Genomic DNA, 23,934 nt, shown 5'->3' with positions numbered 1-23,934 from the left:
GGCTGTTCGGCCAGGGGCTGTTCGGCCAGGGGCTGTTCGGCCAGGGGCTGTTCGGCCAGGGGCTGTTCGGATGACCGGGCCAGCGCCTCGGCGATCAGCCGGCGGCTGTTCTCGACGCCGTAGAGCGCGATGAAGCTGCCCATCCGCGGCCCCTGGCTGGCGCCGAGCAGCGTCTCGTAGAGGGCGCGGAACCAGTCGCGCAGATTTTCCTTGCCGAACGCCGCCTTGCCTGTCTCGTAGACCAGCGTCTGGATGTCCTCCGCCCCCGTCCCGGCGGGAAGCGCGCCGAGCCCCTCGTCCAGCCGCCGGAGCGCGTCGGCCTCGCGCGGCTCGGGCGCGCGGCGCCGGAGCGTCGGCGCGATCTGGTCGCGATGATAGGCCAGCGCGTAGCCGATCAGCCGGTCGAGCTCGGGATGATCGGCCGGGCTGGCGTCCGCCAGATAGCGCCGCAGATAGCCCCAGACCTGCTCGCGCGTGACGCCTTCGCCGAGCACGCCGACCAGGTTGAGCAGCAGCCCGAAGCTGACCGGCAGCCCGTCCGGCGGCACCTGCCCGTCATGGATGTGGTGGACGGGGTTGCCGAGCCGCTCCTTGACATCCTGCTCGAACCAGGCCGCGCGCGACTGCCAGTAATCCTCGATCGCGCGCGGGATCACGCCCGGATGCAGCGACTTGGCGCGCTTGGGCTCGCGATAGATGTAATAGGCCAGGCTCTCTTCTGGGCCGTAGGTCAGCCACTGCTCGACGCCGAGGCCATTGCCCTTGGACTTCGAGATCTTCTCGTTGCGCTCGTCCAGGAACATCTCGTACACGAAGCCGGCCGGCGCGCGGCCGCCGAGCACGCGGGCGATGCGGCCGGACTGGACGCCCGAATCGATCAGGTCCTTGCCGTACATCTCGTAATCGACGCCCAGCGCCACCCAGCGCATCGCCCAGTCGACCTTCCATTGCAGCTTGGCCTGCCCGCCCAGCGCCGACTGCTCGATGCGCCCGCCGTCGTCGTCGAACGCGATCATGCCGGTCTCGGCGTCGACCACCTCGACCGGCACCTGCAGCACCACGCCGGTGATCGGCGAGACCGGCAGGATCGGCGAATAGGTCGCCCGCCGCTCCGCGCGCAGCGTCGGCAGCATGATCGCCATGATCGCGTCGAAGCGCCGCAGCACGTTGCGCAGCGCGTCATCGAACCGGCCCGACATGTAGTGCTCGGTCGCCGACGCGAACTCGTAATCGAAGCCGTAGCGATCCAGAAACTCGCGCAGCCGCGCGTTGTTGTGCGCGGCGAAGCTCTCATGCGTGCCGAACGGGTCGGGGATGCGGCTCAGCGGCCGGCCGAGATGCGTCGCCAGCATCGCCGCGTTCGGCACGTTGTCGGGCACCTTGCGCAGCCCGTCCATGTCGTCGCTGAACGCGATCAGCCGCGTCGGCGCGTCCGACAGCGTCGCGAAGGCGCGCCGCACCATCGTGGTGCGCAGCACCTCGTTGAAGGTGCCGATATGCGGCAGGCCGGAGGGACCGTAGCCGGTCTCGAACACGACCGGCGCGGGTTCCCCGTCCCTGGCCGGCTTGCCGTCCGGCCAGCGCGCCAGCAGCTTGCGCGCCTCCTCATAGGGCCATGCCTTGGAGGCAAGCGCCGCCTCACGCAGATCGGTCATGCCCGCGCATGTGGCGCTTTGGCGCGGCGCGCGCAAATGCTATGAAAATGCCGATGAATGTGATGGCGCCCAGCGAGCCGATCGCGAACGATGAGCCGCGGCCCTTCAAGCTGCGCATCGAGGATTATGAGCTGCTCGATCGCGCCGGAGCCTTCCAAGGGCTGCGCGTCGAGCTGATCGGGGGGAGAGTGGTCGTCGTGAACGCGCGATTCCAGGCGCACGGGCTCGTCAAGAACCGGCTCGGCCGTCGGCTCCAGTCCGCTCTGGAAGCGATGGGTTCCGATCTGGAAACGGTGATCGAAGGGTCGCTGGCCCTTTCCGCGAATGACCTTCCCGATCCCGACATTCTCGTCGGCGCGGTGACGCCGGTGCGCGACTATATTCGGGTCGATCAGGTCGCGCTGGTGATCGAGGTCGCCGATACGAGCATCAGGCATGACCTGGGCGAGAAGCGCGATCTTTACGCGATCGGCAAGGTGCCGGAATATTGGGTGGTCGACGTGAATACGGCCGTGGTTCACCGCTTCTGGGAGCCGCAGGAAGGGGTTTACCGCGCGGAGCCGCCGATTCCGCTCGCGGGCGAGCTGCGCAGCCTCACGATGCCGGAGTTGACGATCGACGGAGCCGGCATGCTGTAGCCGGCGACGGGTAAACGAACCGATCCGGTTATCTATGCTGTCCTACACGCGCCAAGTCTGTCCTACCCTGCCGGATGCCAGACGAATCGCACCGCAACTCCGCTCCCGTCCCATCGGACGGCGGCGATCCCGCAACCCAGGCCGGCGTTCCCGCGTCCGCGCCGCTCGACGCCAACGGCTTCGATCCGTCGGAGTTCGAATGGCGGCCCGTCCCGCGCCGGCCGCGCAAGGACGGCTGGACGCCGGAGGCGCAGCAGCGCTTCATCGAGGCGCTGGCGCGCACCGGCGTCGTCGAGCGCGCCTGCGAGGAAGTGGGCCTGTCGGTCCGCTCCGCCTACGACCTGCGCAACCGGCCGGGCGGCGAGCGCTTCGCCGCCGCTTGGGCGGCGGTGCTGACGCGCGCCGCCGACCGGCTGCTCGACATCGCCTTCGAGCAGGCGATCGACGGCGAGGAGGTGCCGATCTTCGACCAGGACGGCGTTCGCACGGGCGTCAGGCGCCGCTACAACACGCGCATGGCGATGTTCCTCCTGCGCGCCTACCACCCCGATCGCTTCCGCCACGCGCACCAGGATGGGCGCTCGCCCCGCGACGAAACGCGGCCGCCGGCGGCCGCGGCCGTGCCGCCGATCGTCGCCTCGCTCGCGCCCGTCACGCCGGAGCAGCCGCACCTCCTGATGCCGCCGCAGACGCTGCAATGGCAGGTCGAGGATGCACGCGACGACGCGAAGGCGCTGGCTGCCGACCCGCCTGACGAGCGCGAACCCTGGCGGCCACATCGCATCCCGGACCAGCACCCGCGGGTGCATGACCGCGCTCGGCGCAACCGCGCCCGCCGCGCGCGCTGTGAGGAACGGCGGGATGAGCTGAACGAGCAGGAAGGCCGCCCCGGTCATGGGGACGACTGGGACGATGGGAATGATTGCGCCTGAGGACATGGTGAAGATTGGAGACGCCGCCGCAGCGGTTCGACCCTGAAGATATTTTGAAGATCGCGCGCCGCCCGTGGCTGGCGTTGCCCTTTCGTTCCGGCGTAAGGGCGGTCCATGTTGCCCTGGCCCGCCCTTCACGCCAGCCATGGCGGCGTCTGGCTCGCGACCGCAACGGCGACGCGCGCGGTGGGGCGCGGCGAGGCGATCCGGGTGGCGGCGGAAACGCCGGTCCTCCTGCTCAACGCGCCGCTGGTCGGGCAGCGGCTGGGCTATGCCGAGCTGTCGGGGCTGGACCTGCTGGAGCTCTTCGCGTTCGTCCACCCGGCGCGGTTCGCGGTGCCGACGCCCGCCGGGCTGGCGCGCGCGGTCGATCTGTCGGCCCCCGAGCGCGACGAGGATGTCGCCGCCTTCCTGCTCGAAGCCGCCGCGGCGCTGCTCGCCACCGCCGAGGGCGACTGGCCCGAGCGCGAGGGCGCCTGGCTGGCGGCGCAGTCGCTCGCCCGGTTGCGCTGGCCCTGGGCCGGCGCCGTGACGGAGCGGCTGGTCAAGCCCGACGCCAGACGGGATGGGGGCGAACGCTGGCTGTTCTCGCGCCTGCCCGAATGGGAGGAGGCGCCGCCCCGGCCGAGCCCCCGCACCGTCACGCTCGCCCCCGGCGCGCCGGAGGCGCGGCTGGCCGAGCTGGTCGGCGGCGCGGCGGAGGAGCGGCCCGGCCAGCGCGCCTATGCCGCCGCCGCGTCGGCCGCCTTCGGCCCGCGCGCCGTCCGCGATTCGCCCAATCTGGTGCTGGCGGAGGCGGGGACGGGGATCGGCAAGACGCTGGGCTATCTCGCCCCCGCGCAGCTCTGGGCGGCGCAGGCGGGCGGCGCGGTGTGGGTGTCCACCTTCACCAAGGCGCTCCAGCGGCAGCTGGCGCACGAGACCGCGCGCCTCTTCCCCGATCCCGACGAGCGTCGCGCCCGCGTCGTCACCCGCAAGGGGCGCGAGAACTATCTCTGCCTGCTCAATCTGGAAGACGCGCTGCAGGGCGGCTTCGCGGGTCGCGCGGCGGTGCTGGCGCAGCTGGTGGCGCGCTGGGCGGCCTATTCCGCGGACGGCGACATGGTCGGCGGCGACCTGCCCGGCTGGCTCACCGCGCTGTTCCGCCGCAACGGCGCGGTCGCGCTGACCGATCGGCGCGGCGAGTGCGTCTATGCCAGGTGCCCGCATTACCGGAAGTGCTTCATCGAGCGCGCCGCGCGCGCCTCCGCTCAGGCGGACATCGTCATCGCCAACCACGCGCTGGTGATGGTCAACGCCGCGCGCGGGCGCGAGCTGGCGACGCGGCCGACCCGCTATGTGTTCGACGAGGGCCACCACCTCCACGACGCGGCCGACGCGATGTTCGGCATCGCGCTGACGGGGGCGGAGACGATCGAGCTCCGCCGCTGGATCGTGGGGCCGGAAGGCAGCGGACGCGGGCGGCGCCGCGGGCTGGCGGCGCGGCTGCTCGATGTCGGCAGCTATGACGAGGCGGGCGGCGCCGCGATCGCCGCGGTGGCCGAGGCGGCGCGGGCGCTGCCGGCGGACGGCTGGCTGGGGCGGCTGGCGGAGGGCCAGCCGTTCGGCCCGATCGAGGCGCTGCTCGGCGCAGTGCGCGGCCTCGCCTACGCTCGCGCCGAACAGGCGCCCGAAGCAGGGGGGGATGCCGGCTATGGGCTGGAGACCGAGTTCGCCGAGCCGACGCCGGCGCTGATCGAGGCGGCGGGGCCGGCGGCCCACGCGCTCGACCAACTGGTGCGGCCGCTGATGGCGCTCGCCCGCCGGCTGGAGGCGGTGCTGGCGGAGGCGCCCGACTGGATGGACGCGCCCGCCCGCGCGCGGATAGAGGGCGCGGTCGCCTCGATCGGCTGGCGCGCGGAGACGGTCGCGGCGTGGCTGGCGCTGCTGGCGCGGATCGGCGGCCCGGCGGACCCGGACTTCGTCGACTGGCTGGCGGTCGATCGCGCGGAGGGGCGCGAATGGGATATCGGCCTGCACCGCCGCTGGCTCGATCCGACCCGGCCGTTCGCCGAAACGGTGCTGAAGCCCGCGCACGGCGCGCTCGTCACCTCCGCGACGCTGACCGCGGGCGGCGGCTGGGAGGTGGCGGACGCGCGCGCCGGCGTGCCGCACCTCGCCCGGCCCGCCACGCATTTCGCGGCGCCGAGCCCGTTCGACTATGGCGCCCAGGCCGAGGTGCTGATCGTCACGGACGTGAAACGCGGCGACCTGGCCGCGCTCGCCAACGCCTATGCCCGGCTGATCGCGGCGGCGGGCGGCGGCGCGCTGGGTCTGTTCACCGCGATCCGGCGCCTGCGGGCGGTGCACGCCCGGATCGCCGATCGGCTGGCGCGCGACGGGCTGCCGCTGCACGCGCAGCATGTCGATCCGATCGACACCGGCACGCTGGTCGACATCTTCCGCGATGACCCGCATTCCTCGCTGCTCGGCACCGATGCGCTGCGCGACGGCGTCGACGTGCCCGGCGATTCGCTCCGGCTGGTGGTCATGGAAGGCGTGCCCTGGTCGAAGCCGACCGTGCTCCACGCCGCGCGCCGGCTCGCCGCGGGCGGCGCGGAGTATGAGGACCGGCTGGTGCGCGCGCGGCTGGCGCAGGCGTTCGGGCGGCTGATCCGCCGCGCGTCGGATCGCGGCGCGTTCGTGCTGCTGTCGGCGGCGATGCCGACGCGACTGCTCGCCGCCTTCCCGCCCGGCGTACCGGTGACGCGGCTGTCGCTCGATGAGGCGGTGGCACGCGTCGCATCGCGGCTATCTTCGCCCGCGCTTCTGGGCCAAGAGGTGCCCGGCTGAGCCGGGAGAGGCCGACGTGAAGACGCTGACGCTGCTGCGCCACGCCAAGTCAGGCTGGGACGATCCCGTCGCGCGCGATTTCGATCGGCCGCTGAACGGCAAGGGCCGCCGCGCCGCGCAGGTCGTCGGCCGGCACCTGCGCCGCGAGGGGCTGCGCTTCGATCACGTCGTCGCCTCGCCCGCCGTGCGCGTCGAGCAGACGCTGGCCGAGGTGCGCCAGGGCTATGGCGGCGGTCTCGCCCCGGCATGGGACAAGCGCATCTATCTCGCCTCCGCGGCAACCTTGCTGGAGGTCGTGCGCGAGCTGCCGGACGTCCATGAAGCGGTGCTGCTGGTCGGGCACAATCCGGGGCTGGAAGACCTCGTCATGCTGCTCGTGCCGGACGCCGAGGAAGGGCTGCGCGGCGAGGTGGAGGAGAAATACCCGACCGCCAGCGTCGCCGAGCTGCAGCTGCCGGTCGAGCGCTGGGCCGACGCGGCCGAGGGCGGCGCGGCGCTCCGCCGCTTCGTCCGCCCCCGCGATCTCGACCCGAGCCTCGGGCCCGATCTCGCCTGAGCGGAGCGACCCACGGCGGCCGACTTGCGCGTAACCGCGGCGGGGCCACATGGAGCCCGTGCCGTTGCTGCTCCTCCTGCCGCTCCTGCTGCTGTTCGTCGCGACCGTCCGGCTGGTCGGGCCGGTGATCCGCTGGACGTTCCGGATCGGCGTCGCGCTGGCGGCGGCACTGTTCGCCGCCGCGGTGCTGCCGCTGACCGGCCAGGGCTGGGTTCCCTTGGCGGTGTTCGTGGCGGTGCTGGCACTGCTCGCCCGCCGGCCCGAGCGGCGCGCCGCGATCGGCCGGACACGGCTGGGCTCCTTTCGGCCGAGCGCCATCGCAGGTCCGCCGACCACGCCGACGCCGGAATGGCCGCAGCTGCGCCGCCTCGCGGACTGGGGCACACGCCGCCGCCTCGACGCTGCGCACGAGGCGTGCGAGCGCTACCTGCTGCTCGCCGAGACGGAGGAGGATCCCGGCGCGCAGCTGCCGATCCGGCTGCGGCGGCACCTGCCCGCGCTGGTCGACGATTGCGTCCGCCACTGCCGCACCGCCACGCGCGACGAGCAGCGGACGCTGGTCGCCCAGACGCTGACCAGCGTGGAGACGATCGCCGCCCAGGCGGAGGCGCGGCGCAGGGAGCTGGCGCACCTCGCCCAGACCGGGTTCCGCGCGCGCCAGGCGCACCTCGCGCGCGGCGGCGACTAGCGCTTCAGCCGGTCCCGGAGCGCCGCCAGCGCGCCGAACGGGCCGGCCTCCTCCTCGCCGAGCACCCCGGCCGCGGCGAGCACCGCGTCGGCGCCGGGCGCGCGGGGGAAGGGATCGAGCGCCAGCGCCAGCGTCTCCGCCGCCGCCTCGCCCAGATCGATCGCCCCGTCCTCGATCGGGAGCAGGTCGAGCGCCTCGGGCGGGAGCTCCGCATCCACCGCGTCGGCACCGGGATCGGCGACGAACCGCAGCGCCACCGGCTCGTCGATGGTCGCGGGCAGCGGTTCGTCGGTGACGGCGCAGGCCTGCACCACCGCGCCGGTCACGCGGCCCGCGACCAGCACCCCCGCCTCGTCCCGCCGCAACGTCAGCGCCGCCTCCAGCCGCTCGACCGCGACAAGGCCGAAGCGCCGGGCCAGCGCCGCCCGTTCGCCCGCATCGGCGGCGATCGCCACCATCCGCTCGCGCTCGCCGATCGTGTCGACGCGCTCGGGGCGGCTGAACTCCGGCGTCATGGCAACCCGCCCGCCGCCAGCGCGGGCAGCGGCACGTTACGCAGCTGATCGCGCAGGTCGCCCAGCGCGCGCGCGACATGCGCCAGCGCGGCCGGCGCGGGGGCGTGGCCGCGATACAGGTTGCGGACCAGCGCCGGGGCGAGATCGCCCGCCGCCCAGCCCTCGCGATACGCGCCGAGCCGGCCGCCCAGCATCGCCATCATCCGGCCGATATGCTTGCCGACGACGATATCGCCGATGCCACTCTCGCGCAGCTGGCCGTCCATGTCCTCGACGAACCGCTCGGCGAGCCGCGCGGCGGGCCCGGCGCCGGCAGGCTCCTCCTCCAGCCGCAGCATGACGGTCGAGAGCACTGCCGCGATCATGTCGAAGCGGCCGTCCACCGTATCGGGCACCGCGCCGTCCAGATACCAGTGCGGCGCCCGCGCCCGCGCCACCACGGCGTCGTAGAGCGCGCGCGTCTCCTCGCTGCGTTCACCCATCAGACGCTTGAACCAGCCCAACCGCGCTCTTCCTTGCCTCGCCGCACGGCAGCGCATATCGAAGCGGCCGGCCGTCATTGCAATCCGACGGCCCAGTTCCCCGTCTCCGGAGCGTAACGCTGATGAAGTCGCTGCCCCCCTGCCTGGCGCTCGCCGGCCTCTTGCTCGCCAGCGGGGCCTGCGTGCCGCTGCGCCAGCACCAGGGCTATATCGTCGATGTCGATCTGGTGAACTCGGTCCAGCCGGGTGTGGACAACCGCGATTCGGTGCTCGCGACGCTGGGCAAGCCATCGATCAACGGCCAGTTCACCGATCGCGACTGGTATTACGTCGCGCGCGACACGCACAATCTCGCGTTCCGCAGCCCCAAGGCGTCGACCCAGCTGACGCTGCAGATCAGCTTCGACGCGAACGGCACGGTCAGCGCGATCCGGCGCGGCGGGCTGGACCAGGTCGCGTCGATCGACATGTACGGCAAGACCACGCCGACGCTCGGCAAGAAGCGCGGCTTCTTCCAGGACCTGTTCGGCAACATCGGCGCGGTCGGCGCGCCCGGGGCGGGCGGTGGTGGCGGCGGCGGCGGTGGGGGCGGCGACCGGCCCTGATCCTTTCGATCGGACGGCCGTCAGGGAGCAGATCCCGTGACGTCGAAACCCGGCGTTGCCAAGCTCGGCTGGCTTTGCCCGCCTTCCGCGCAGCAGGGCCGCGCGCGTGCGGCCTTCAGCGGACCGTAAACAGCACCTGATCCGTCACCCGGCCGGCGAGGTCGACCAGCCGCAGCCGGTGCGCGCCCGGCGCGGGCAGCGCCAGCGGCAGGGTGGCGGCCGGGCCGAGGTCCGCGCCGTCCAGCTGCATGCGCTCGGCCGCCGCCGCGCCGGTGACGGCGACGGTCAGCCGCTGGCGGTCGTGCGGGATGTCGGGGTCGAGCGCATAGACGCTGCCCGCGACCGGATTGATGAAGCGGGGCCGGCGCGCCGCGTCCGGCGCGGCGGCGATCAGCGCCTGGCCGGTGCCCCTCACGAACCACTCCTGCCGCGGCTGCTCGATCGCGTCGGCGAAACGGATGCGCCGCGCTTCGACGTCGGCCGGGGCGGGTGGTGCTGACGTCGGCGCGCCCGCCTCCAGCGCGGTCACCAGATCGCGCCACACCGGCGCCGCGCCGCTCGTGCCCGATACGGCGCGCATCGGATCGCCCTCGGCGTTGCCCACCCACACGCCGACGGTGAACCGCCGCGTGAAGCCGATGCACCAGTTGTCGCGCATCGCCTTGGACGTGCCGGTCTTGGCCGCGGCCCAGAAGGGCAGGCGCAACGCCGAATCGAGCCCGAACGTCGCCGCGCGGGCATTGGGATCGGCGAGGATGTCGCTGACGATCCAGGCGGCGGCGGGGGTGGTGACCGCGCGCGGCGCCGGGCGCGGCGCATCCGCGGTGAGCCGCAGCGGCGACCAGCGCCCGCCGATCGCCAGCGCGCGATAGGCGGCGACCTGCTCCAGCAGCGTCACCTCCGCCGAGCCGAGCGCCAGGCTGTAGCCATAATAGGCGCCGTCCTCGACCAGCCCGCGATAGCCCAGGTCCCACAGCCGGTCGCGGAACGGATCGACGCCGACCAGCAGCAGCGTCCTGATCGCCGGCACGTTGAGCGATCCCGCCAGCGCGGTGCGCGCCGACACCGGGCCCTTGAACCCGCGATCGTAATTCTGCGGCACGTAGAGCCCCGACGCGGTGTCGAGCTGGACGGGCGAGTCGTCGAGGATCGAGGCCGGCGTCAGATAGCCGCGCTCGATCGCCTGCGCGTAGAGGAAGGGCTTCAGCGTCGATCCGGCCTGGCGATAGCTGTTCGCGCCGTCCACCGCCGCCGCGGTGGAGGCGCCACCGATCCCGCCGACATAGGCGAGCACGTCGCCCGACGCATTGTCGACCACCACGGCCGCGCCGTCGCGCGCGCGCGTCGCGCCCAGCCCCTCCAGCTGCCGCCGGAGCGCCATGATCGCCAGCCGCTGCACGCCGATGTCCAGCGTCGTGCGCACGCGCAGCCCGGCCCTGGTCAGCAGCCGGTCGGACAGATGCGGCGCGAGGCCGGGATCGAGCTGGAGCGAGCGCGCCGGGCCGAGCGCGCCAGCGGCCTCGGCCGCGAACCGCGCGCAGCCGCCATGGTCGAGCGCGCAGGCGCGCCGCGCCACGCCGGCCGCATCGGCGCGGGGGTCGGGCAGCAGCGCGGCGAGCAGCAGCGCGTCGTCGCGCGCGAGCCCGTCGGGGGTCTTGCCGAACAGCCCCAGCGCCGCCGCGCCGATCCCCTGCGCCTCGCCGCGGAAGCCGGCGAGGTTGAGATAGGCCTCCAGGATCTGCGGCTTCGACCAGCCCGCCGCGATGTCCTGCGCCGCGCGCATCTGCCGCAGCTTGTCGCGCCAGCCGCGCGCGCCCGGCCGCGCCAGCTCGGGATCGAGGAACCCCGCCACCTGCATCGCGAGCGTGCTCGCCCCGCGCGTCGGCCGTCCGGCGAGCCGGTCCCGCGCCGCGCCGGCGAACGCCAGCCAGTCGACGCCGCCGTGCCGCCAGAAACGACGGTCCTCCGCCGCGACCACCGTGTCGCGCGCCACCGGGGACACCGCGGCGAGCGGCGTCCACGCCAGCCGCCGCCGCGCGAAGTCGACGCGCGAGGAGTCGAGCAGCGCGCCATTGCGATCGTACAGCCATGCCTCGGACGGCCGCCAGGCGGCGCGCACCAGCGCGAAGGGCGGTATCGGCGGCGGCGCGGTGAGGAGGTCGAGCGCGACGAGGAGGAGCAGGGCAGCAGCGATCGCCCAACGGCCATGACGTCGCGCCATCCTCGTCATGCCGGCCTCTGAGCCGGCATCCAACGGCGGATCAGCCATGTGGCCGACCAGCGCGGCATGAGGTTGGACCCCGGCGCTGCGGCCGGGGTGACGGAAGAGGTACTCACCGCTCGCCCACCTCCACCACCGCGTTGGGCACCTGCGCGCGGATCGCGGGCGAGTACATCGCCTCCACCCGGCTCGGCGGCAGCTGGAATCGCCCCGCGCCGTTCAGCCGCAAGGTGTAGGAGGTGACGAACCGTCCGGCGGGCACCCAGCTGTAATAGCCCCGCCAGGCGTCGCGCGCGCGCTCGACATAGGCGGGCTGCGCGCCGACATCGACCGCATAGGGCTTGCCGCCGATCAGCGCGCCGAAGCTGGTCCCGCCCGAAGTCTCGCCAGCCCGCAGCAGCTTGGACTGGCCGCCGAGATCGCCGACGATCGTCGCACCCGCGGGCACCGGATCGCTCACCACCACCCAATTGCGCTCGGCCGATGCGTCGACCGTCAGCGTGACCCGCAGCACGTCGCCGCGCGTCAGCCGGCCGGGATGCTTGGCCTGCACCACCGTTACCTGACGCGCCAGCTTGTAGCCGGCGAACAGCGGCTGCCGGAGCGGCACGGCGGCGCGCACCGACACCGTCGCCCACGGCCCGTCGCCGCCGGCCTGGCCGAGCAGCAGCGGCGTCGGCCGCGCCGGCAGCGCGAAGGAGGCGAGCCGCGCCGCCGTCGCGAGCGGCCACGCCTTGGCCCGGCTCTGCCCGCCCAGCGCCAGCGTCGTCGTGCCGGCCACCGCCGTCGCGGGATACAGCCGCGCGAACTTGCCCACCGCCAGCGTGCCCCAGGCGTTCGCCGTCGTCGTGTCCCAGCGCCCGTGCAGCTGGCGCATGGCGACGCCCAGCATCATCCGCCCGGCATCGTCCTGCCAGCCCGGCCGGCCGAGCACCGCGAGCAGCGCCCTGGCCGCCGCCTCGTCGCTCGACGACATCATCCACCAGAGCTGGTTCTGGCTGTCCGACAGATCGAGCCGCGTGCCTTCGAACACCAGCCGCGACCGGAGCTCGTTTGCGGCCGCGCCCTTCAGCGCGGGGCCGTTGGCGAGCGGCAGGTGATCGAGCGCCTGGAGATAGTCGGCCAGGAACGCGGTCGGCATCTCGCGCACGCTCAGCCCGATCTGGCCCAGCATCGCCGGGGTCGCCGCGCCGGCGCGGGCGAGCGCGGTGAAGGCGGCGAGCCGGCGGACGCGGATATCGCCATAGGTCTCGTGCCGGACCCGGCCGTCGAGCACCGCCTTCAGCCCCTCGATCATCCGCGTGCGCGGCGCGTCGGGGATGGCGAGCCCGGCCTCGCTGGCCATCGCCAGCACATAGCTGGTCAGCGCCTCCGACCCGTCGAGCGTGCCGCTCGGCCAGTAGCGGAGCAGCCCGTCGGACGCCTGATAGGTCGGAATCGCGCCCGCCAGCGCGGTCCAGCCGGCTGTGTCGCCAAGCGCGACGATGCGCGACAGCTGCTGCTCGAAACAGGTGTAGGGGTAAGCGGACATGAACGCGCGCACCCCCGTCAGCGGCGGCGCGAGCGTGTCCGCCAGCTGCACGTCGACCGCGCCGCGGCCCGGGATCGCCCCCAGCGGCGGCGCGATCGGGATCGAGGTTCCGTTCACGCGCGCCAGCGTCGCCGCCCACACCTCCACCGGCACGGCGGGCACGACATCCTGCGTCACGCTCAGCCGGTCCGCGGCCTTGCCGTCGGCGGCGCGCGCGGAGACCTGCCAGCGCAGGGTCGATTGACCGTCGGGCGCGGTCAGGTTCCAGGCGATCGGCGTCGCGCCGCCCGCCGGGATGGTGACGGTGAGCGGCCGGCCGGTGGCGACGCGCGGGAACACCGCCGCCGTCGCGGTGACGGTCATCGGCCGCGACGAGCCGTTGCGCAGCGTGAAGCCCGCCTGATACCGGTCGCCCTGGCGCACCAGCGCCGGCAGCCCGGCGAACAGCTGCAGGTCCTGCGCGGTGCGGATGGCGGCCTCGCCGGTGCCGAACCGGTCCGCGCCGTCGGTCGCGATCGCGACCAGCTTGAACGAGGACAGCGCGTCCGACAGCGGCACGGGCAGTCGCGCGCGGCCCTGCCCGTCGAGCGCGACATGGCCGCGCCACAGCAGCACCGGCTGGAAGTTCTCGCGGTTCAGCGCCGCCTGGCCGCCCGCGCCACCGTCGCCGCCCATCTCGACCGCCTTCTTGCCGTAATGGCGCTTGCCGACCACCTGCGTCTGCGCGGTGGAGGTGAGGACGGAGAGCGGCCGTTCGCCCATCATGCCCGTCAGCACATCCCAGCTGTCGTTGGGCGCGAGCTGGAGCAACGCCTCGTCGACCGCCGCGAACGCGACGTCGGCGGAGCGCGCCGGCGTGCCGTCCGGCGCGCGGACCTGGATCGCGACCGCCGCCGTCTCGCGCGGGCCATAGCGGCTCGCATCGGCCTTCACTGTTACCTGCAGCCGGTGCGCCTCCCAGCCCACCTTCACCTTGGCGATGCCCAGGCGATAGGCGGGCTTGGCGAGATCGACGAGCGCGGTCGGTTCGGGCGCGGGCTCGCGCTGGCCGAGCAGCCCGATCTTCTCGCCCAGCCGGTGGAACCAGTCGCTCCAGCCGGGCGCGATCCGCCCGCGCACCGCCAGCACGGAGACGAACACGTCGGGCGCGTAGCTGCCGGGCATCGGCACGCTGACCACCGGGTCGGTGCCGTCGAGCTCGGTCACGAAGCTCTTGAGCACGCCCTCGCGCTCCACCGTCACCAGCGCGGTGGCGTGGCGGAACGGCATGCGCACCTGGAAGCGCGCGGTCTCGCCCGCCCGGTAGCTCTGCTGCTCGGCGACGACGTCCATGCGGTCGCCATTGTCGCCGCCGAACCACCAGTCCTCGTCGCCCGCCAGCCACACCGATCGCACCGCGCGCGCGACATTGCCGTCGCGATCGGTGGTGGTCGCGACGGCATAGATTTCGCCCGATGTACCCGGATCGACCTTGCACAAGGCCAGCCCCTGCGCGTCGGTGGTCGCGCTGCACGACGCGGACAGCTGCGTGGTCTTCATCTGGTTGTCGTAGGCGTAGAAGCCGCCGATCAGCCGCCGCCGTGCCGTCAGGATCTGGCGGCTGTACAGCGCGATCGCGACGCGCTGGCCCTTGATCGGCTTGCCGTCGACGTCGAGCGCGACGAGCCGCAGACGCAGATCGTCCTGCTTCATCAGCCAGCCGTCGGTCTTGATCCCCAGCTGCACCGCGGCGGGATAGATCGGGATCGTCCTGGAGGCGGTCAGCGTCTCGCCGTTCGCGTCCTGATAGTCCATCTCGACCTGCATGTCGGCGAGCCGGTCGAGCGCGGGGACGTCGACCGCCTGCCGCGCCGTGCCGTCGCCGCCCAGCGTCGCGGGCAGCGTCTGGGTCGGCGGCAGGGGCGTCGGCGCGTCGTCGCTGTCGGTGTTGAGCGCCTTGACGCCCTCCTGCACGGCTGCGCCGCCGAAGGTGTAGCCGTCATAGCCGTCGGGCGCCGCATCGTGCGCGAACCAGCCGACGCGCACCTCGACCGGAAGGTTCGACGCGCCGCCGCCGGAGAGATAGCCGGCGAACAGGTCGAGCGGCAGCTGCCGCGGCCGCACCGCTGCCGCCTTCGGCCCGGTCACCGTCGCGCGCATGGTCGGCAGCTTGTATTCGTCGACGCGCACCGACTGGTCGCTGGCGATCTCGCGCCCGTCGGTCGTCGCCACCTTCAGGTCGTAATCGCCCATCGGCGCGCCCGCCGGGACGTTCCACGTCGTCTCGCCGGCGCCGTTCGCGCCGACCGTCAGCGGCAGCTCGAACTCGGTGTCGGAGCCGCGGTGCGACAGCTTGAGCGTGCCCGCGAACCCGGCGGGGATGACGAAGCCCGCCCCTACCCGGCGGCGCAGCAGGTGCTTCATGTGCACCGTCTCGCCCTGCCGCACCAGCGCGCGGTCGAACACGGTATGCAGCTCGTCGCCCTTCGCCTCGTAGCCGTAGGGCAGCTCGAAATCGCTCGGCGCGATCCCCTGACCCCAGCTGGTCAGCGTGAACGAGTAATCGTCGCCGACCCGCGCCGAGACCATCAGCGGCGATTGGCCGCTCTCGCAATTGCCGTAGGTCGCAGGCTCGGGCAGCCCCGCGGGCGCGAGCACGCCGCCCGAACGGTCGGTGACGCCGTGGGCGACGGCGTGGCCGTCGCAGCTGTCGGTGATCCGCACCTCGGCATTGGCCACCGGCCTGCCGGTGTCGAGCGCGGTCACCCAGGCGAGGCTCCGCTCGCGCCCCCATTTGAAATGCACCGCCAGATTGGTGACCAGCGCGGCGGCGGCGACATAACGCGGCGCGCGGCGGCCGAGCAGCGCCTGGCCCAGCACCGGGCTCGCCAGCTCGACGACGTAGAAGCCGGGCTTGGCGAGGGCGATCCCCACCACCTCGAAGTCGCGGCCCTTGCCCGGCAGCGGCACCTGCATCGCCCGGCCCTGGCCGGCGGGCAGGATCGAGCTGTCGCCGGTGTGGTTGATGTGGCCGACCACCTCGTCGCCGTGCTTGACGTCCTCGAACGTCTCGTCGTCCGCCTTGTCGACGGTGCGCAGCCATTCGGCGACCTGGCCGTCGCCGCCCTTCACCCGCAGCGCGCGGCCGCCGACCTGCAGGTCGCGGCCCTGCAGCGCCGGCTCGACGTTGCGCACCGTGACGGGCAGCACGCCGCCCTCCCTGGCCTCCAGGATGCCGAAGCCACCGGCGAACTTCACCAGCGGCGGCGCCTGATCGAAGCGGACGCCGAGCGGAAAACGCTCGGCGTTGGTCAGCGGTCGCCCGCTCTCGTCCTTCACGCCCGCCGGCAGCACCAGCCTGGCGTCGGTCGCGAACGGCAGCGGCGCGGCGAAGCCGACGTCGCTGATCGTCGGCTGCTTCTGCTCGTCCTTGGAGAAGGTCGGCTTGATCGCGCGGCCGTCGGGCAGCGCGATGCGGATCGCCGCCGCCTGGCTCATCGGCACGGCGGCGGTGAAGCGCACATAAGCCTTCTCGACCGGGTTGCAGCCCGCCTGCGGGTTGACGCGGCTGCACTCGAAGCGCGCCGCGAAGGGCTTGCGGACGGTGTAGTCGAAGCGCTGGTCCGCGCCCGCCGTCTTGCCGCCCGCGCCGGCGATGCCCGCGCCCCACACCAGCGCCATGTCGCGCCCGGGCGGCAGCGGCCGGCGGCATTTCAGCGCGACGAGCGTCTGGGTCATCTTGGCGAGGTCGGCGGCGCTGGCCGGCACGTCCGAGGGCAGCCCGGCCTTCTCCAGGAACGAGCGCACCGGCCAGCTCTTCGTCCCCATGCCGGCGAGCAGCCGGCTGGGCAGGTCGGCGGCGAGCACGTCGACGGGAATCTTCTCGCCGATGCCGTCGACCGCGCAATAGGCGTTGGCCGCCACCGAGCCGCGATCGGGCGCGAGGTTGGCCGCGACCAGGAAGGTCTGGTCCTCCTCGATCGCGTCGCCGTCATTGTCCGGCATCACCGCGCGCGCGACCGGACCGCCGGCGTCGACGGTGAAGCTCGCGCCGCCGGCGAGGTCATAGCCGCCCACGCTGCGCAGCTTCGCCACCTGATCGAACTTGCACTGCGCGCCGCCGGCCAGCGGGTGGGTGAACTCGAATACCCACGTCTGCTGATCGACCCAGCGGCCCTGGCCGGCGCAGCCGGTGGTCAATGGCGCAGGGCTGCGCGGATCGCCCAGCGGGACCATCGCCTGGCTGAAGCGGACGGTGAAGCGCTCGATCGCGCCATTGCCGAGTCCGGGTTGCGCGAAGTTGATGCGGGGGCTGTCGTCGCCGAACGCCGCGATCGGCGCGATCGCCAGCGCCAGCACCGCCCACCGCCACCCGCCGCGCATGACCGCCCTCCCCGTTCGGCTTGACCTTAGTCAGCGGTTCAGGCTCGGTCCAGCGCGCTATTGCGTCGCTTCGTCGCACCCGCCATACACGCCGCAAACGTCGCCGGGGGGCTAGAACGACGTGGGGTTGCTGCAAGGGATGGATGTCGTCGCGCGCGAGCTGGCGTTGTTCGCCGGCGTCGGGCTGCTGATCGGCGGGCTGGACGATCTGCTGGTCGACCTCGGCTACTTCGCCCTGCGCGCCGTGGGACCCCGCCGGCGTCTCACCGTTGCCGACCTGCCGTCCGCCGCCCCGCGGCGTTTCGCGCTGCTGATTCCCGCGTGGGGCGAGGAGGAGGTGATCGGCGCGATGCTCGCCGCCGCGCTCGCCCGGCTGCGCGGGGCGGACTATCGCATCTTCGTCGGCTGCTACCCCAACGATCCGGCGACGATCGCCGCGGTGCGCGCGGTCCGCGAGCCGCGCATCGAGCTGGTGATCGGCCCGCGCCCGGGGCCCACCACCAAGGCCGACAACCTCAACGCGCTATGGCGCGCCATCGCGGCGGGCGGCTGGCGACCCGACGCGATCGTGCTCCACGACGCGGAGGACGTGCTGCACCCGGACGAGCTGGTCGTGTTCGGCGCGCTGCTGGCCGCGCATGACGTGGTGCAGCTGCCGGTGCTGCCGATCGTGGCGCGCGGTTCGCCGCTGCTGTCCGGGCATTATGCGGACGAGTTCGCGGAGAGCCACACCCGTTCGCTGGTGGTACGCTCCGCGATCGGCGCGGCGCTGCCGCTCGCCGGCACCGGCTTCGCGGTCGACGCCGGGCTGCTCGCGCGGGTGGCGGCGACGCGCGGCGGCGATCCGTTCGATGCCGCCAGCCTCACCGAAGATTACGAGCTCGGCCTTCACCTCGCGGGACAGGGCGCGCGCGGCTGCTTCGCGCGCGTGTTCGAGCAGGCCGGCGGCCCGCTGGTCGCGGTGCGCGCGATCTTCCCCTGCGAGCTTGGCGCGGCGGTGCGGCAGAAGGCGCGATGGATGACCGGCATCGCGCTCGCCGGCTGGGACCGGACCGGCTGGGCGCGAGGCCGTGCGCTCGGCGATCACTGGATGCGGCTGCGCGATCGCCGCGCGCCGCTGGCGATGCTGGTGCTCGCCGCCGCCTATGGGGCGATGCTTGCCTGGAGCGTCGCGGGGATCGGGCACTGGATGACCGGCGCGCCCGCGCCGCGGCTGTCGGCGACGCTCGCCACGATGCTGCTGGTCAACTCGGCGCTGCTCGTCTGGCGCCTGGCGATGCGCGCGCTGTTCACCGGCCGGGCCTATGGCTGGCGCGAGGCGATCGTGTCGCCGGTCCGCTTCCTCGTCGGCAACGCCGTCGACCTGATGGCGGCGCCCCGTGCGCTCGTCGCCTATCTGCGCCTGCTGCGGGGCCACCCGCCGGTGTGGCACAAGACCGCGCACCAGTTTCCCGATCTGGCCGACGCCTGAGATGCGGCGCGGTCGGCCGCTCTGGTTCCTGGGCAGCGTGCTCGCGGGGTGGACGGCGCTGCGGGTGACGATGCTGTGGCCATCGGCGGCGCCGGTGCGGATCGTCGACGTCGCGTCTGCGGCCGCCGAGCCAGCCACGACCAAAGCGCCGCCGGTCGCTCGCGTCGTGCAGGCGTTGCCGCCCGCGCGGCCGTTCCTGCCGGCCATCGCGCGGGCGTCGTCCTCATCGCCAGGAACTGGCGAGACCTCCGCGGCGTCCGCCAGCGTCGGCGGAGACGACGGCGGCGCGGTCGATCGAACCGTGCTTCGCCCCCGTCCCGACATAGCTGCGCCACCGCAATCATCCGCCGCCTTGGCCGTTCGCCTCGAGACCGTGCCGGTCGCGCCGGCCGCCGCCGCCCGCTCGCGCCTGACGGTCGATGCGTGGCTGGTCGCGCGGCCGGGCGGCGGCGGCGACAGCCTCGCCTTCGGCCAGCTCGGTGCGTCGCAGGGCGGCGCGCGCGTCACCTACGCCCTCGACGGCGAGCACCGGATCGCCGTGTCGGCGCGCCTGTCCGCGCCGTTCCAGGGCCGCGGCAGCGAGGCGGGTATGGGCCTCGACCTGCGGCCGACCCGCCTGCCCGTCCACCTGCTCGTCGAAGGTCGCGCGCCGCTGGACGGCGGCCCCGCACGGCCCGCAGCCGAGCTGTTCGGCGGCGTCTCCGCCGGTCTGCCCGGCCGGTTGCGCCTCGACGCCTATGCGCAGGGCGGCGCGGTGCTCAAGCGCGGCGGCTTCGCCGACGGCGCGGCGCTGGTCGTCAGGCCGCTGGCGGCGCGTGGTGGCGTGCGGCTGGAGGCGGGCGCCGGCGTCTGGGGCGCAGCCCAGCGCGGCGCGGCGCGGCTCGATGTCGGCCCGACGCTCGCGCTCGCGGTCCCGGCGGGCGGCGCGGGCCTGCGCCTGGGCGTCGACTATCGCCTGCGCGCCACCGGCCGCGCCCGCCCCGGCTCCGGCCCGGCGCTGACGCTGGGGACGAGCTTCTAGCCCCGTCCCGCCCGGCGGGGTAGGGAGCGGGCCCGTGGACCTGTATCTCCCCATCGCCAACCTGTCGGTCAATGCGCTGGTGATCGTGCTGCTGGGCGGCGGCGTCGGGCTGCTGTCGGGCATGTTCGGGGTCGGCGGCGGCTTCCTCACCACGCCGCTGCTGATCGTCTACGGCATCCCGCCCACCGTCGCGGCGGCGTCCGCCGCCAGCCAGGTCACGGGGGCCAGCGTGTCGGGCGTCGTCACCCATTTCCGGCGCGGCGGCGTCGACGTGAAGATGGGGCTGGTGCTGGTCGCGGGCGGCGTGCTCGGCAGCCTCGCCGGCGCCCAGCTGTTCCGCCTGCTGCAGGCCGCGGGGCAGCTCGATACGACGATCGCGGTGATCTACGTGCTGCTGCTCGGCTCGATCGGCGTGCTGATGGCCAAGGAGTCGCTCCGGGCGATCGGGCTGGCGCGGCGGGGCGAGGCGGTGCGGCCCGCGAAGCGCCGCCACCACCCGCTCGTCGCGGCGCTGCCGTTGCGCACCCGCTTCTATCGCTCGGGCCTCTACATCTCGCCGCTGGCGCCGCTGCTGCTCGGCTTCGCGACCGGCGTGCTGACCGTCATGCTCGGGATCGGCGGCGGCTTCATCCTGGTGCCGGCGATGATCTACCTGCTCGGCATGGCGACCGGTGCGGTGGTGGGGACGAGCCTGTTCCAGATCCTGTTTGTCACCGCCGCGGCCACCATGATCCACGCGACCACCACCAAGGCGGTGGACATCGTCCTTGCCGGGCTGCTGTTGGTCGGCTCGGTGGTCGGCGCGCAGCTGGGCGTCCGGATCGCCGGGCGCGTGCCGCCCGAGCGGCTGCGGCTGGCGCTGGCGGTAATGGTGCTGCTGGTCGCGCTCAGCGTCCTGCACGGGCTGGTCGGGCGTCCGGCCGAGCTCTACTCGGTCGAGCTGTCGTGAAGCGTCTCGCCGCGCTGACCGCGCTCCTGCTGCTGACGGCGGCGGCGAAGCCGGTGCTGGTCCCCGACGTGTCGCAGCGCACGGTGCGGATCGTCTATTCCTTCACCGGCGCGGAGCTGCTGCTGTTCGGCGCGATCCTCTATCCCGGCGGGCGGCTGCCGGCGGGCGAGCGCCCGGTCGACATCGTCGTGGTGGTGAAAGGCCCTGCGCAATCAGTGCTGGTGCGCGAGAAGGCGCGGGTGGCCGGCATCTGGATCAACGCCGATCGCCTGCGTTACCGCTCCGCGCCGTCCTTCTACGCGATCGCGTCCGCCCGCCCGATCGACCGCATCGTCGACGACCGGACGCGCGCGATCTACGAGCTGGGGCTGGACAGTCTCCAGCTCTCGCCCGCCTCCAGCGCGCCGGCGGACGAGCAGGAGCGGTTTCAGCGCGGGCTCGTCGACCTGAAGCGTCGCGCCGGCCTCTATTACGCCGCGCCGCGCGCGGTCGGGGTCATCGGCGGCGTGCTCTATCGCGCCCGCGTCGCGATCCCCGCGCGCGTGCCGGTGGGGCGGTTCACCGCCGAGACCTTCCTGATCCGCGACGGCCATGTGCTGGCGGCGGCGACGACCCATGTCGACATCCAGAAGGCAGGCTTCGAGCGCTTCGTCGCGCAGGCCGCCGACCAGGCGGAGATCGCCTACGGCCTCACGGCCGTCGCGCTGTCGGTGGCGTTGGGCTGGGGCGCCGGCTGGGCGGCGCGACGCTTCTGAGCCGGCGGGCGGTTCACCGCATCTTTACAGCCCACGCGCATAGCCCCGCGCTTCCAGCCGGGGGCCCGCCGATGACCGAGATGCCGCGCTTCACCACCTTCGATCCGGCGCCCCAGCCGCAGCCCCAGACCCAGCCCCAGCTCCGGCCGCAGCAAAGTGCGACGAGCCCCGCCGGGGCGATCGGCGTGGTGCTCTCCATCGCCGGCTCGGCCAGTCAGGTGCTGATCGACCGCGCGGCGCTGGAGGCGATGGCCGACGCGGCGGACCCGGTGGCGGCGAACGCCGGCCAGGTCGGCAGCCAGGTGAAGATGCGCGTCGGACCGGCCTGGATCCTCGCCAATGTCCGGGCGCTGCAGCTGCACGACACGGCCGGCACGCGCATCCTCGCCGATATCGATTTCCTGGGCGAAGGCGACGAGGAGCGGCTGACGGGCAAGCTCTACAATTTCCGCCGCGGCGTCACGCGCTATCCCTCGCCGGGCGCGGAGCTGTTCCCCGTCACCGCCGCCGATCTGAAGCAGGTCTACGCGGCCGACGATCGCGCGCACATCCAGATCGGCGCGGTCTACCCGACCCGCGACATCCGCGCCGCGCTCTATGTCGATGCGATGCTGGGCAAGCATTTCGCGCTGGTCGGCTCGACCGGCACGGGCAAGTCCACCTCGGCGGCGCTGATCCTCCACCGCATCTGCGAGCTCGCGCCGCAGGGCCACATCGTGATGATCGACCCGCACGGCGAATATGCCGCGGCGTTCAGGACCAACGGCGCGCTCTACGACGTCACCAATCTGGCGATGCCTTATTGGTTGATGAACTTCGAGGAGCATTGCGAGGTGTTCCTCACCACCTCCGGCTCCGAACGGCAGATCGACGCCGACATCCTCGCCAAGTGCCTGCTGGCATCGCGCGCCAGGAGCCGGCTGGGGCAGGAGATCGCCAAGCTGACGGTCGATGCACCGATCCCCTATCTGCTCAGCGACCTCACCAACCTGATCCAGCTCGAAATGGGCAAGATGGACCGCGCCGGCGATACCGCGCCCTATCTGCGCCTCAAGACCAAGATCGAGGAGATCAAGTCGGATCCGCGCTACGGCTTCATGTTCTCCGGGATGCTGGTCGCGGACACGATGGCGGCGTTCATCCAGCGCCTGTTCCGCCTGCCGGGCGACGGCAAGCCGATCTCCATCATCGACGTGTCGGGCGTGCCGTCCGACATCACCGCAGTGGTGGTCGCGGTGCTGAGCCGCATGGTGTTCGATTACGCGATCTGGTCGCGCAACGAGGCGCAGCGGCCGATCCTGCTCGTCTGCGAGGAGGCGCACCGCTACATCCCGCGCGAGGACGACGGCTCCTCGGTCGGCCGCATCCTGTCGCGCGTCGCCAAGGAAGGACGCAAATACGGCGTCTCGCTCGGCCTCATCACCCAGCGCCCGTCCGATCTCGCCGAGGGCGTGCTGTCGCAGTGCGGCACGATCATCGCGATGCGGCTCAACAACGAGCGCGATCAGGCGCACGTCCGCGCCGCGATGCCCGAAGGCGCACGCGGCTTCATGGATGCGATTCCCGCGCTCAGGAACCGCGAGTGCGTGGTCTGCGGCGAGGGTGTCGCGATCCCGATGCGGATCGCGCTCGACACGCTCGAGGAGAACAAGCGTCCGGCCTCGGGCGATCCGCTCTTCTCGGTGTTGTGGCGGGAGACCGGCGGCGAGCCCGAGACGATCAACCGCGTAATCGGACGGTGGCGCCGCCAGGGGCGGTGACGTGCCGACCTCCGTTCGCCCTGAGCGAAGTCGAGGGCAGGACTTCGACTTCGGCAAGATCGAGTTCATCCTAAGCATGCCCGGACCTAAAGTCCGAACGCCCCCTTCAGCCCGTCGAGGATGAACTGCGCGGCGAGTGCTGCCAGCAGGACGCCGAGCAGGCGGGTGATGACCCCCTCGACGCTCTCGCCCACCAGCCGCATCAGCGCGCCGGCGGCGAACAGCGCGACCAGCATCAGCGCCAGCACCGCGAGCAGAGCCGCAAGGACGATGGCGTGCTCGATCGTGCCGTGGCTCTTGCCCATCAGCAGCATCGCGGACGCGATCGAGCCCGGACCGGCGATCATCGGCATCGCCATCGGGAAGACCGAGACGTCCTGGATCGGCTCGGGCCGCTCGCGCACCTTGTGGACGCGTTCCGCACGGCGCTCGGTTCGCCTCTCGAACACCATCTCGAGCGCGATCAGCGCCAGCATCACGCCGCCGGCGATGCGGAACGCGTCGAGGCTGATCCCCAGCATCTTGAGCAGCGGCTCGCCGAGCAGGGCGAACAGGAGCAGGATGAGCGCCGCGATCAGCGTCGACTTGAGCGCCATCGCGCGGCGCTGCGCATCGCCCGCGCCGCTGGTCAGCCCGGCGAAGATCGGCGCGCAGCCCGGCGGATCGATCACCACGAACAGCGTGACGAACGCCGAGAGGAAATGCTGGAGCACGCTTCAGAGCGCGCCGGTATAGGGCAGGCCGGCGTGGCGATGCGCGGCGATCAGGGTGTTGCGCATCAGCACCGCGATCGTCATCGGGCCGACGCCGCCCGGCACCGGCGTGATCGCGCCGGCAGGCCCGACCGCTTCTTCGAACGCGACGTCGCCGACCAGCCTGGTCTTGCCGGCGCCCGCGTCGATGCGGTTGATGCCCACGTCGATCACGGTCGCGCCGGGCTTGATCCAGTCGCCGCGGACGA

17 protein-coding genes and 1 pseudogene are annotated in these 23,934 nt (G+C 73.0%); 11 read left to right on the top strand and 7 right to left on the bottom strand.

The features are described 5' to 3' along the window. On the bottom strand, positions 1–1,655 hold a 1,655-nt coding region (locus ACFE64_RS10065), incomplete at its 3' end, for a lysine--tRNA ligase (RefSeq protein WP_375392329.1). A gap of 8 nt (positions 1,656–1,663) precedes the next feature. Here ACFE64_RS10065 and ACFE64_RS10060 point away from each other — a divergent pair. The 5 genes from ACFE64_RS10060 to ACFE64_RS10040 all read left to right on the top strand — a co-directional run bounded on the left by ACFE64_RS10060 (position 1,664) and on the right by ACFE64_RS10040 (position 7,301). Continuing rightward, positions 1,664–2,293 carry a Uma2 family endonuclease gene (locus tag ACFE64_RS10060; protein ID WP_375392328.1) on the top strand — a complete coding sequence of 210 codons (630 nt, stop codon included), beginning with the start codon at positions 1,664–1,666 and terminating at the stop codon, positions 2,291–2,293. Positions 2,294–2,367: 74 nt separating this feature from the next. Next, positions 2,368–3,225, top strand: coding sequence for a hypothetical protein (locus tag ACFE64_RS10055; RefSeq protein ID WP_375392327.1), 858 nt, complete (start codon positions 2,368–2,370; stop codon positions 3,223–3,225). Between the two features lie 114 nt (positions 3,226–3,339). Then, the gene (locus ACFE64_RS10050; protein WP_375392326.1) at positions 3,340–6,057 is read left to right on the top strand and encodes an ATP-dependent DNA helicase; all 2,718 of its coding nucleotides are present in this window, start codon (positions 3,340–3,342) and stop codon (positions 6,055–6,057) included. Positions 6,058–6,073: 16 nt separating this feature from the next. Then, positions 6,074–6,613, top strand: a complete 540-nt coding sequence (locus tag ACFE64_RS10045) for a histidine phosphatase family protein (RefSeq protein ID WP_375392325.1) — start codon at positions 6,074–6,076, stop codon at positions 6,611–6,613. 58 nt (positions 6,614–6,671) lie between these two features. Further along, positions 6,672–7,301, top strand: coding sequence for a hypothetical protein (locus tag ACFE64_RS10040; RefSeq protein WP_375392324.1), 630 nt, complete (start codon positions 6,672–6,674; stop codon positions 7,299–7,301). Here ACFE64_RS10040 and ACFE64_RS10035 read toward each other — a convergent pair. Both ACFE64_RS10035 and ACFE64_RS10030 read right to left on the bottom strand, forming a co-directional pair. After that, positions 7,298–7,816 (bottom strand): DUF177 domain-containing protein, encoded by a 519-nt coding sequence (locus ACFE64_RS10035; RefSeq protein ID WP_375392323.1) that lies wholly within the window; start codon positions 7,814–7,816, stop codon positions 7,298–7,300. The genes ACFE64_RS10040 and ACFE64_RS10035 overlap by 4 nt on opposite strands. Then, positions 7,813–8,298, bottom strand: a complete 486-nt coding sequence (locus ACFE64_RS10030; protein WP_375392322.1) for a ubiquinol-cytochrome C chaperone family protein — start codon at positions 8,296–8,298, stop codon at positions 7,813–7,815. Before ACFE64_RS10030 ends, ACFE64_RS10035 begins: the two co-directional genes overlap by 4 nt. Positions 8,299–8,420: 122 nt before the next feature. Here ACFE64_RS10030 and ACFE64_RS10025 point away from each other — a divergent pair, with 122 nt between their 5' ends. After that, the gene (locus ACFE64_RS10025; protein WP_375392321.1) at positions 8,421–8,903 is read left to right on the top strand and encodes an outer membrane protein assembly factor BamE; all 483 of its coding nucleotides are present in this window, start codon (positions 8,421–8,423) and stop codon (positions 8,901–8,903) included. A gap of 115 nt (positions 8,904–9,018) precedes the next feature. Here the strand turns inward: ACFE64_RS10025 and pbpC are convergent, their stop codons facing one another. Then, positions 9,019–11,124, bottom strand: a complete 2,106-nt coding sequence (gene pbpC / locus ACFE64_RS10020) for a penicillin-binding protein 1C (protein ID WP_375392320.1) — start codon at positions 11,122–11,124, stop codon at positions 9,019–9,021. Between the two features lie 112 nt (positions 11,125–11,236). Continuing rightward, a complete protein-coding gene (locus ACFE64_RS10015; RefSeq protein WP_375392319.1) occupies positions 11,237–17,017 on the bottom strand; it encodes an alpha-2-macroglobulin in 5,781 nt (1,926 codons plus the stop codon). A 121-nt stretch (positions 17,018–17,138) separates the two neighbouring features. Between ACFE64_RS10015 and ACFE64_RS10010 the strand changes: the two genes are divergently transcribed. The 5 genes from ACFE64_RS10010 (at position 17,139) to ACFE64_RS09990 (ending at position 22,973) form a co-directional block, all read left to right on the top strand. After that, positions 17,139–18,488 (top strand): glycosyl transferase family protein, encoded by a 1,350-nt coding sequence (locus tag ACFE64_RS10010; protein WP_375392318.1) that lies wholly within the window; start codon positions 17,139–17,141, stop codon positions 18,486–18,488. A 1-nt stretch (position 18,489) separates the two neighbouring features. After that, positions 18,490–19,509: a hypothetical protein gene (locus ACFE64_RS10005; RefSeq protein ID WP_375392317.1), complete on the top strand. Its 1,020-nt coding sequence runs from the start codon at positions 18,490–18,492 to the stop codon at positions 19,507–19,509. Positions 19,510–19,543: 34 nt separating this feature from the next. Next, entirely contained in the window at positions 19,544–20,458 is a 915-nt protein-coding gene (locus ACFE64_RS10000) for a sulfite exporter TauE/SafE family protein (RefSeq protein ID WP_375392316.1), read from the top strand. Next, the gene (locus ACFE64_RS09995; RefSeq protein WP_375392315.1) at positions 20,455–21,213 is read left to right on the top strand and encodes a TIGR02186 family protein; all 759 of its coding nucleotides are present in this window, start codon (positions 20,455–20,457) and stop codon (positions 21,211–21,213) included. The genes ACFE64_RS10000 and ACFE64_RS09995 overlap by 4 nt, the downstream gene beginning before the upstream one ends. Positions 21,214–21,284: 71 nt before the next feature. Further along, positions 21,285–22,973 carry an ATP-binding protein gene (locus ACFE64_RS09990; protein WP_375392314.1) on the top strand — a complete coding sequence of 563 codons (1,689 nt, stop codon included), beginning with the start codon at positions 21,285–21,287 and terminating at the stop codon, positions 22,971–22,973. 86 nt (positions 22,974–23,059) lie between these two features. On the opposite strand, the gene ACFE64_RS09985 is transcribed toward ACFE64_RS09990, so the two are convergent. Together ACFE64_RS09985 and ACFE64_RS09980 are read right to left on the bottom strand one after the other, a co-directional pair. Next, positions 23,060–23,686: a MarC family protein gene (locus tag ACFE64_RS09985; RefSeq protein WP_375392313.1), complete on the bottom strand. Its 627-nt coding sequence runs from the start codon at positions 23,684–23,686 to the stop codon at positions 23,060–23,062. A 3-nt stretch (positions 23,687–23,689) separates the two neighbouring features. After that, a pseudogene (locus ACFE64_RS09980) lies at positions 23,690–23,934 on the bottom strand (bifunctional methylenetetrahydrofolate dehydrogenase/methenyltetrahydrofolate cyclohydrolase); the annotation flags it as partial.

It is taken from the genome of uncultured Sphingomonas sp. (genome assembly GCF_964250165.1).
Taxonomy (GTDB): domain Bacteria; phylum Pseudomonadota; class Alphaproteobacteria; order Sphingomonadales; family Sphingomonadaceae; genus Sphingomonas.
Note: the sequence above shows the minus strand (reverse complement) of the source record. Positions and strands in the feature narration are given on the sequence as shown.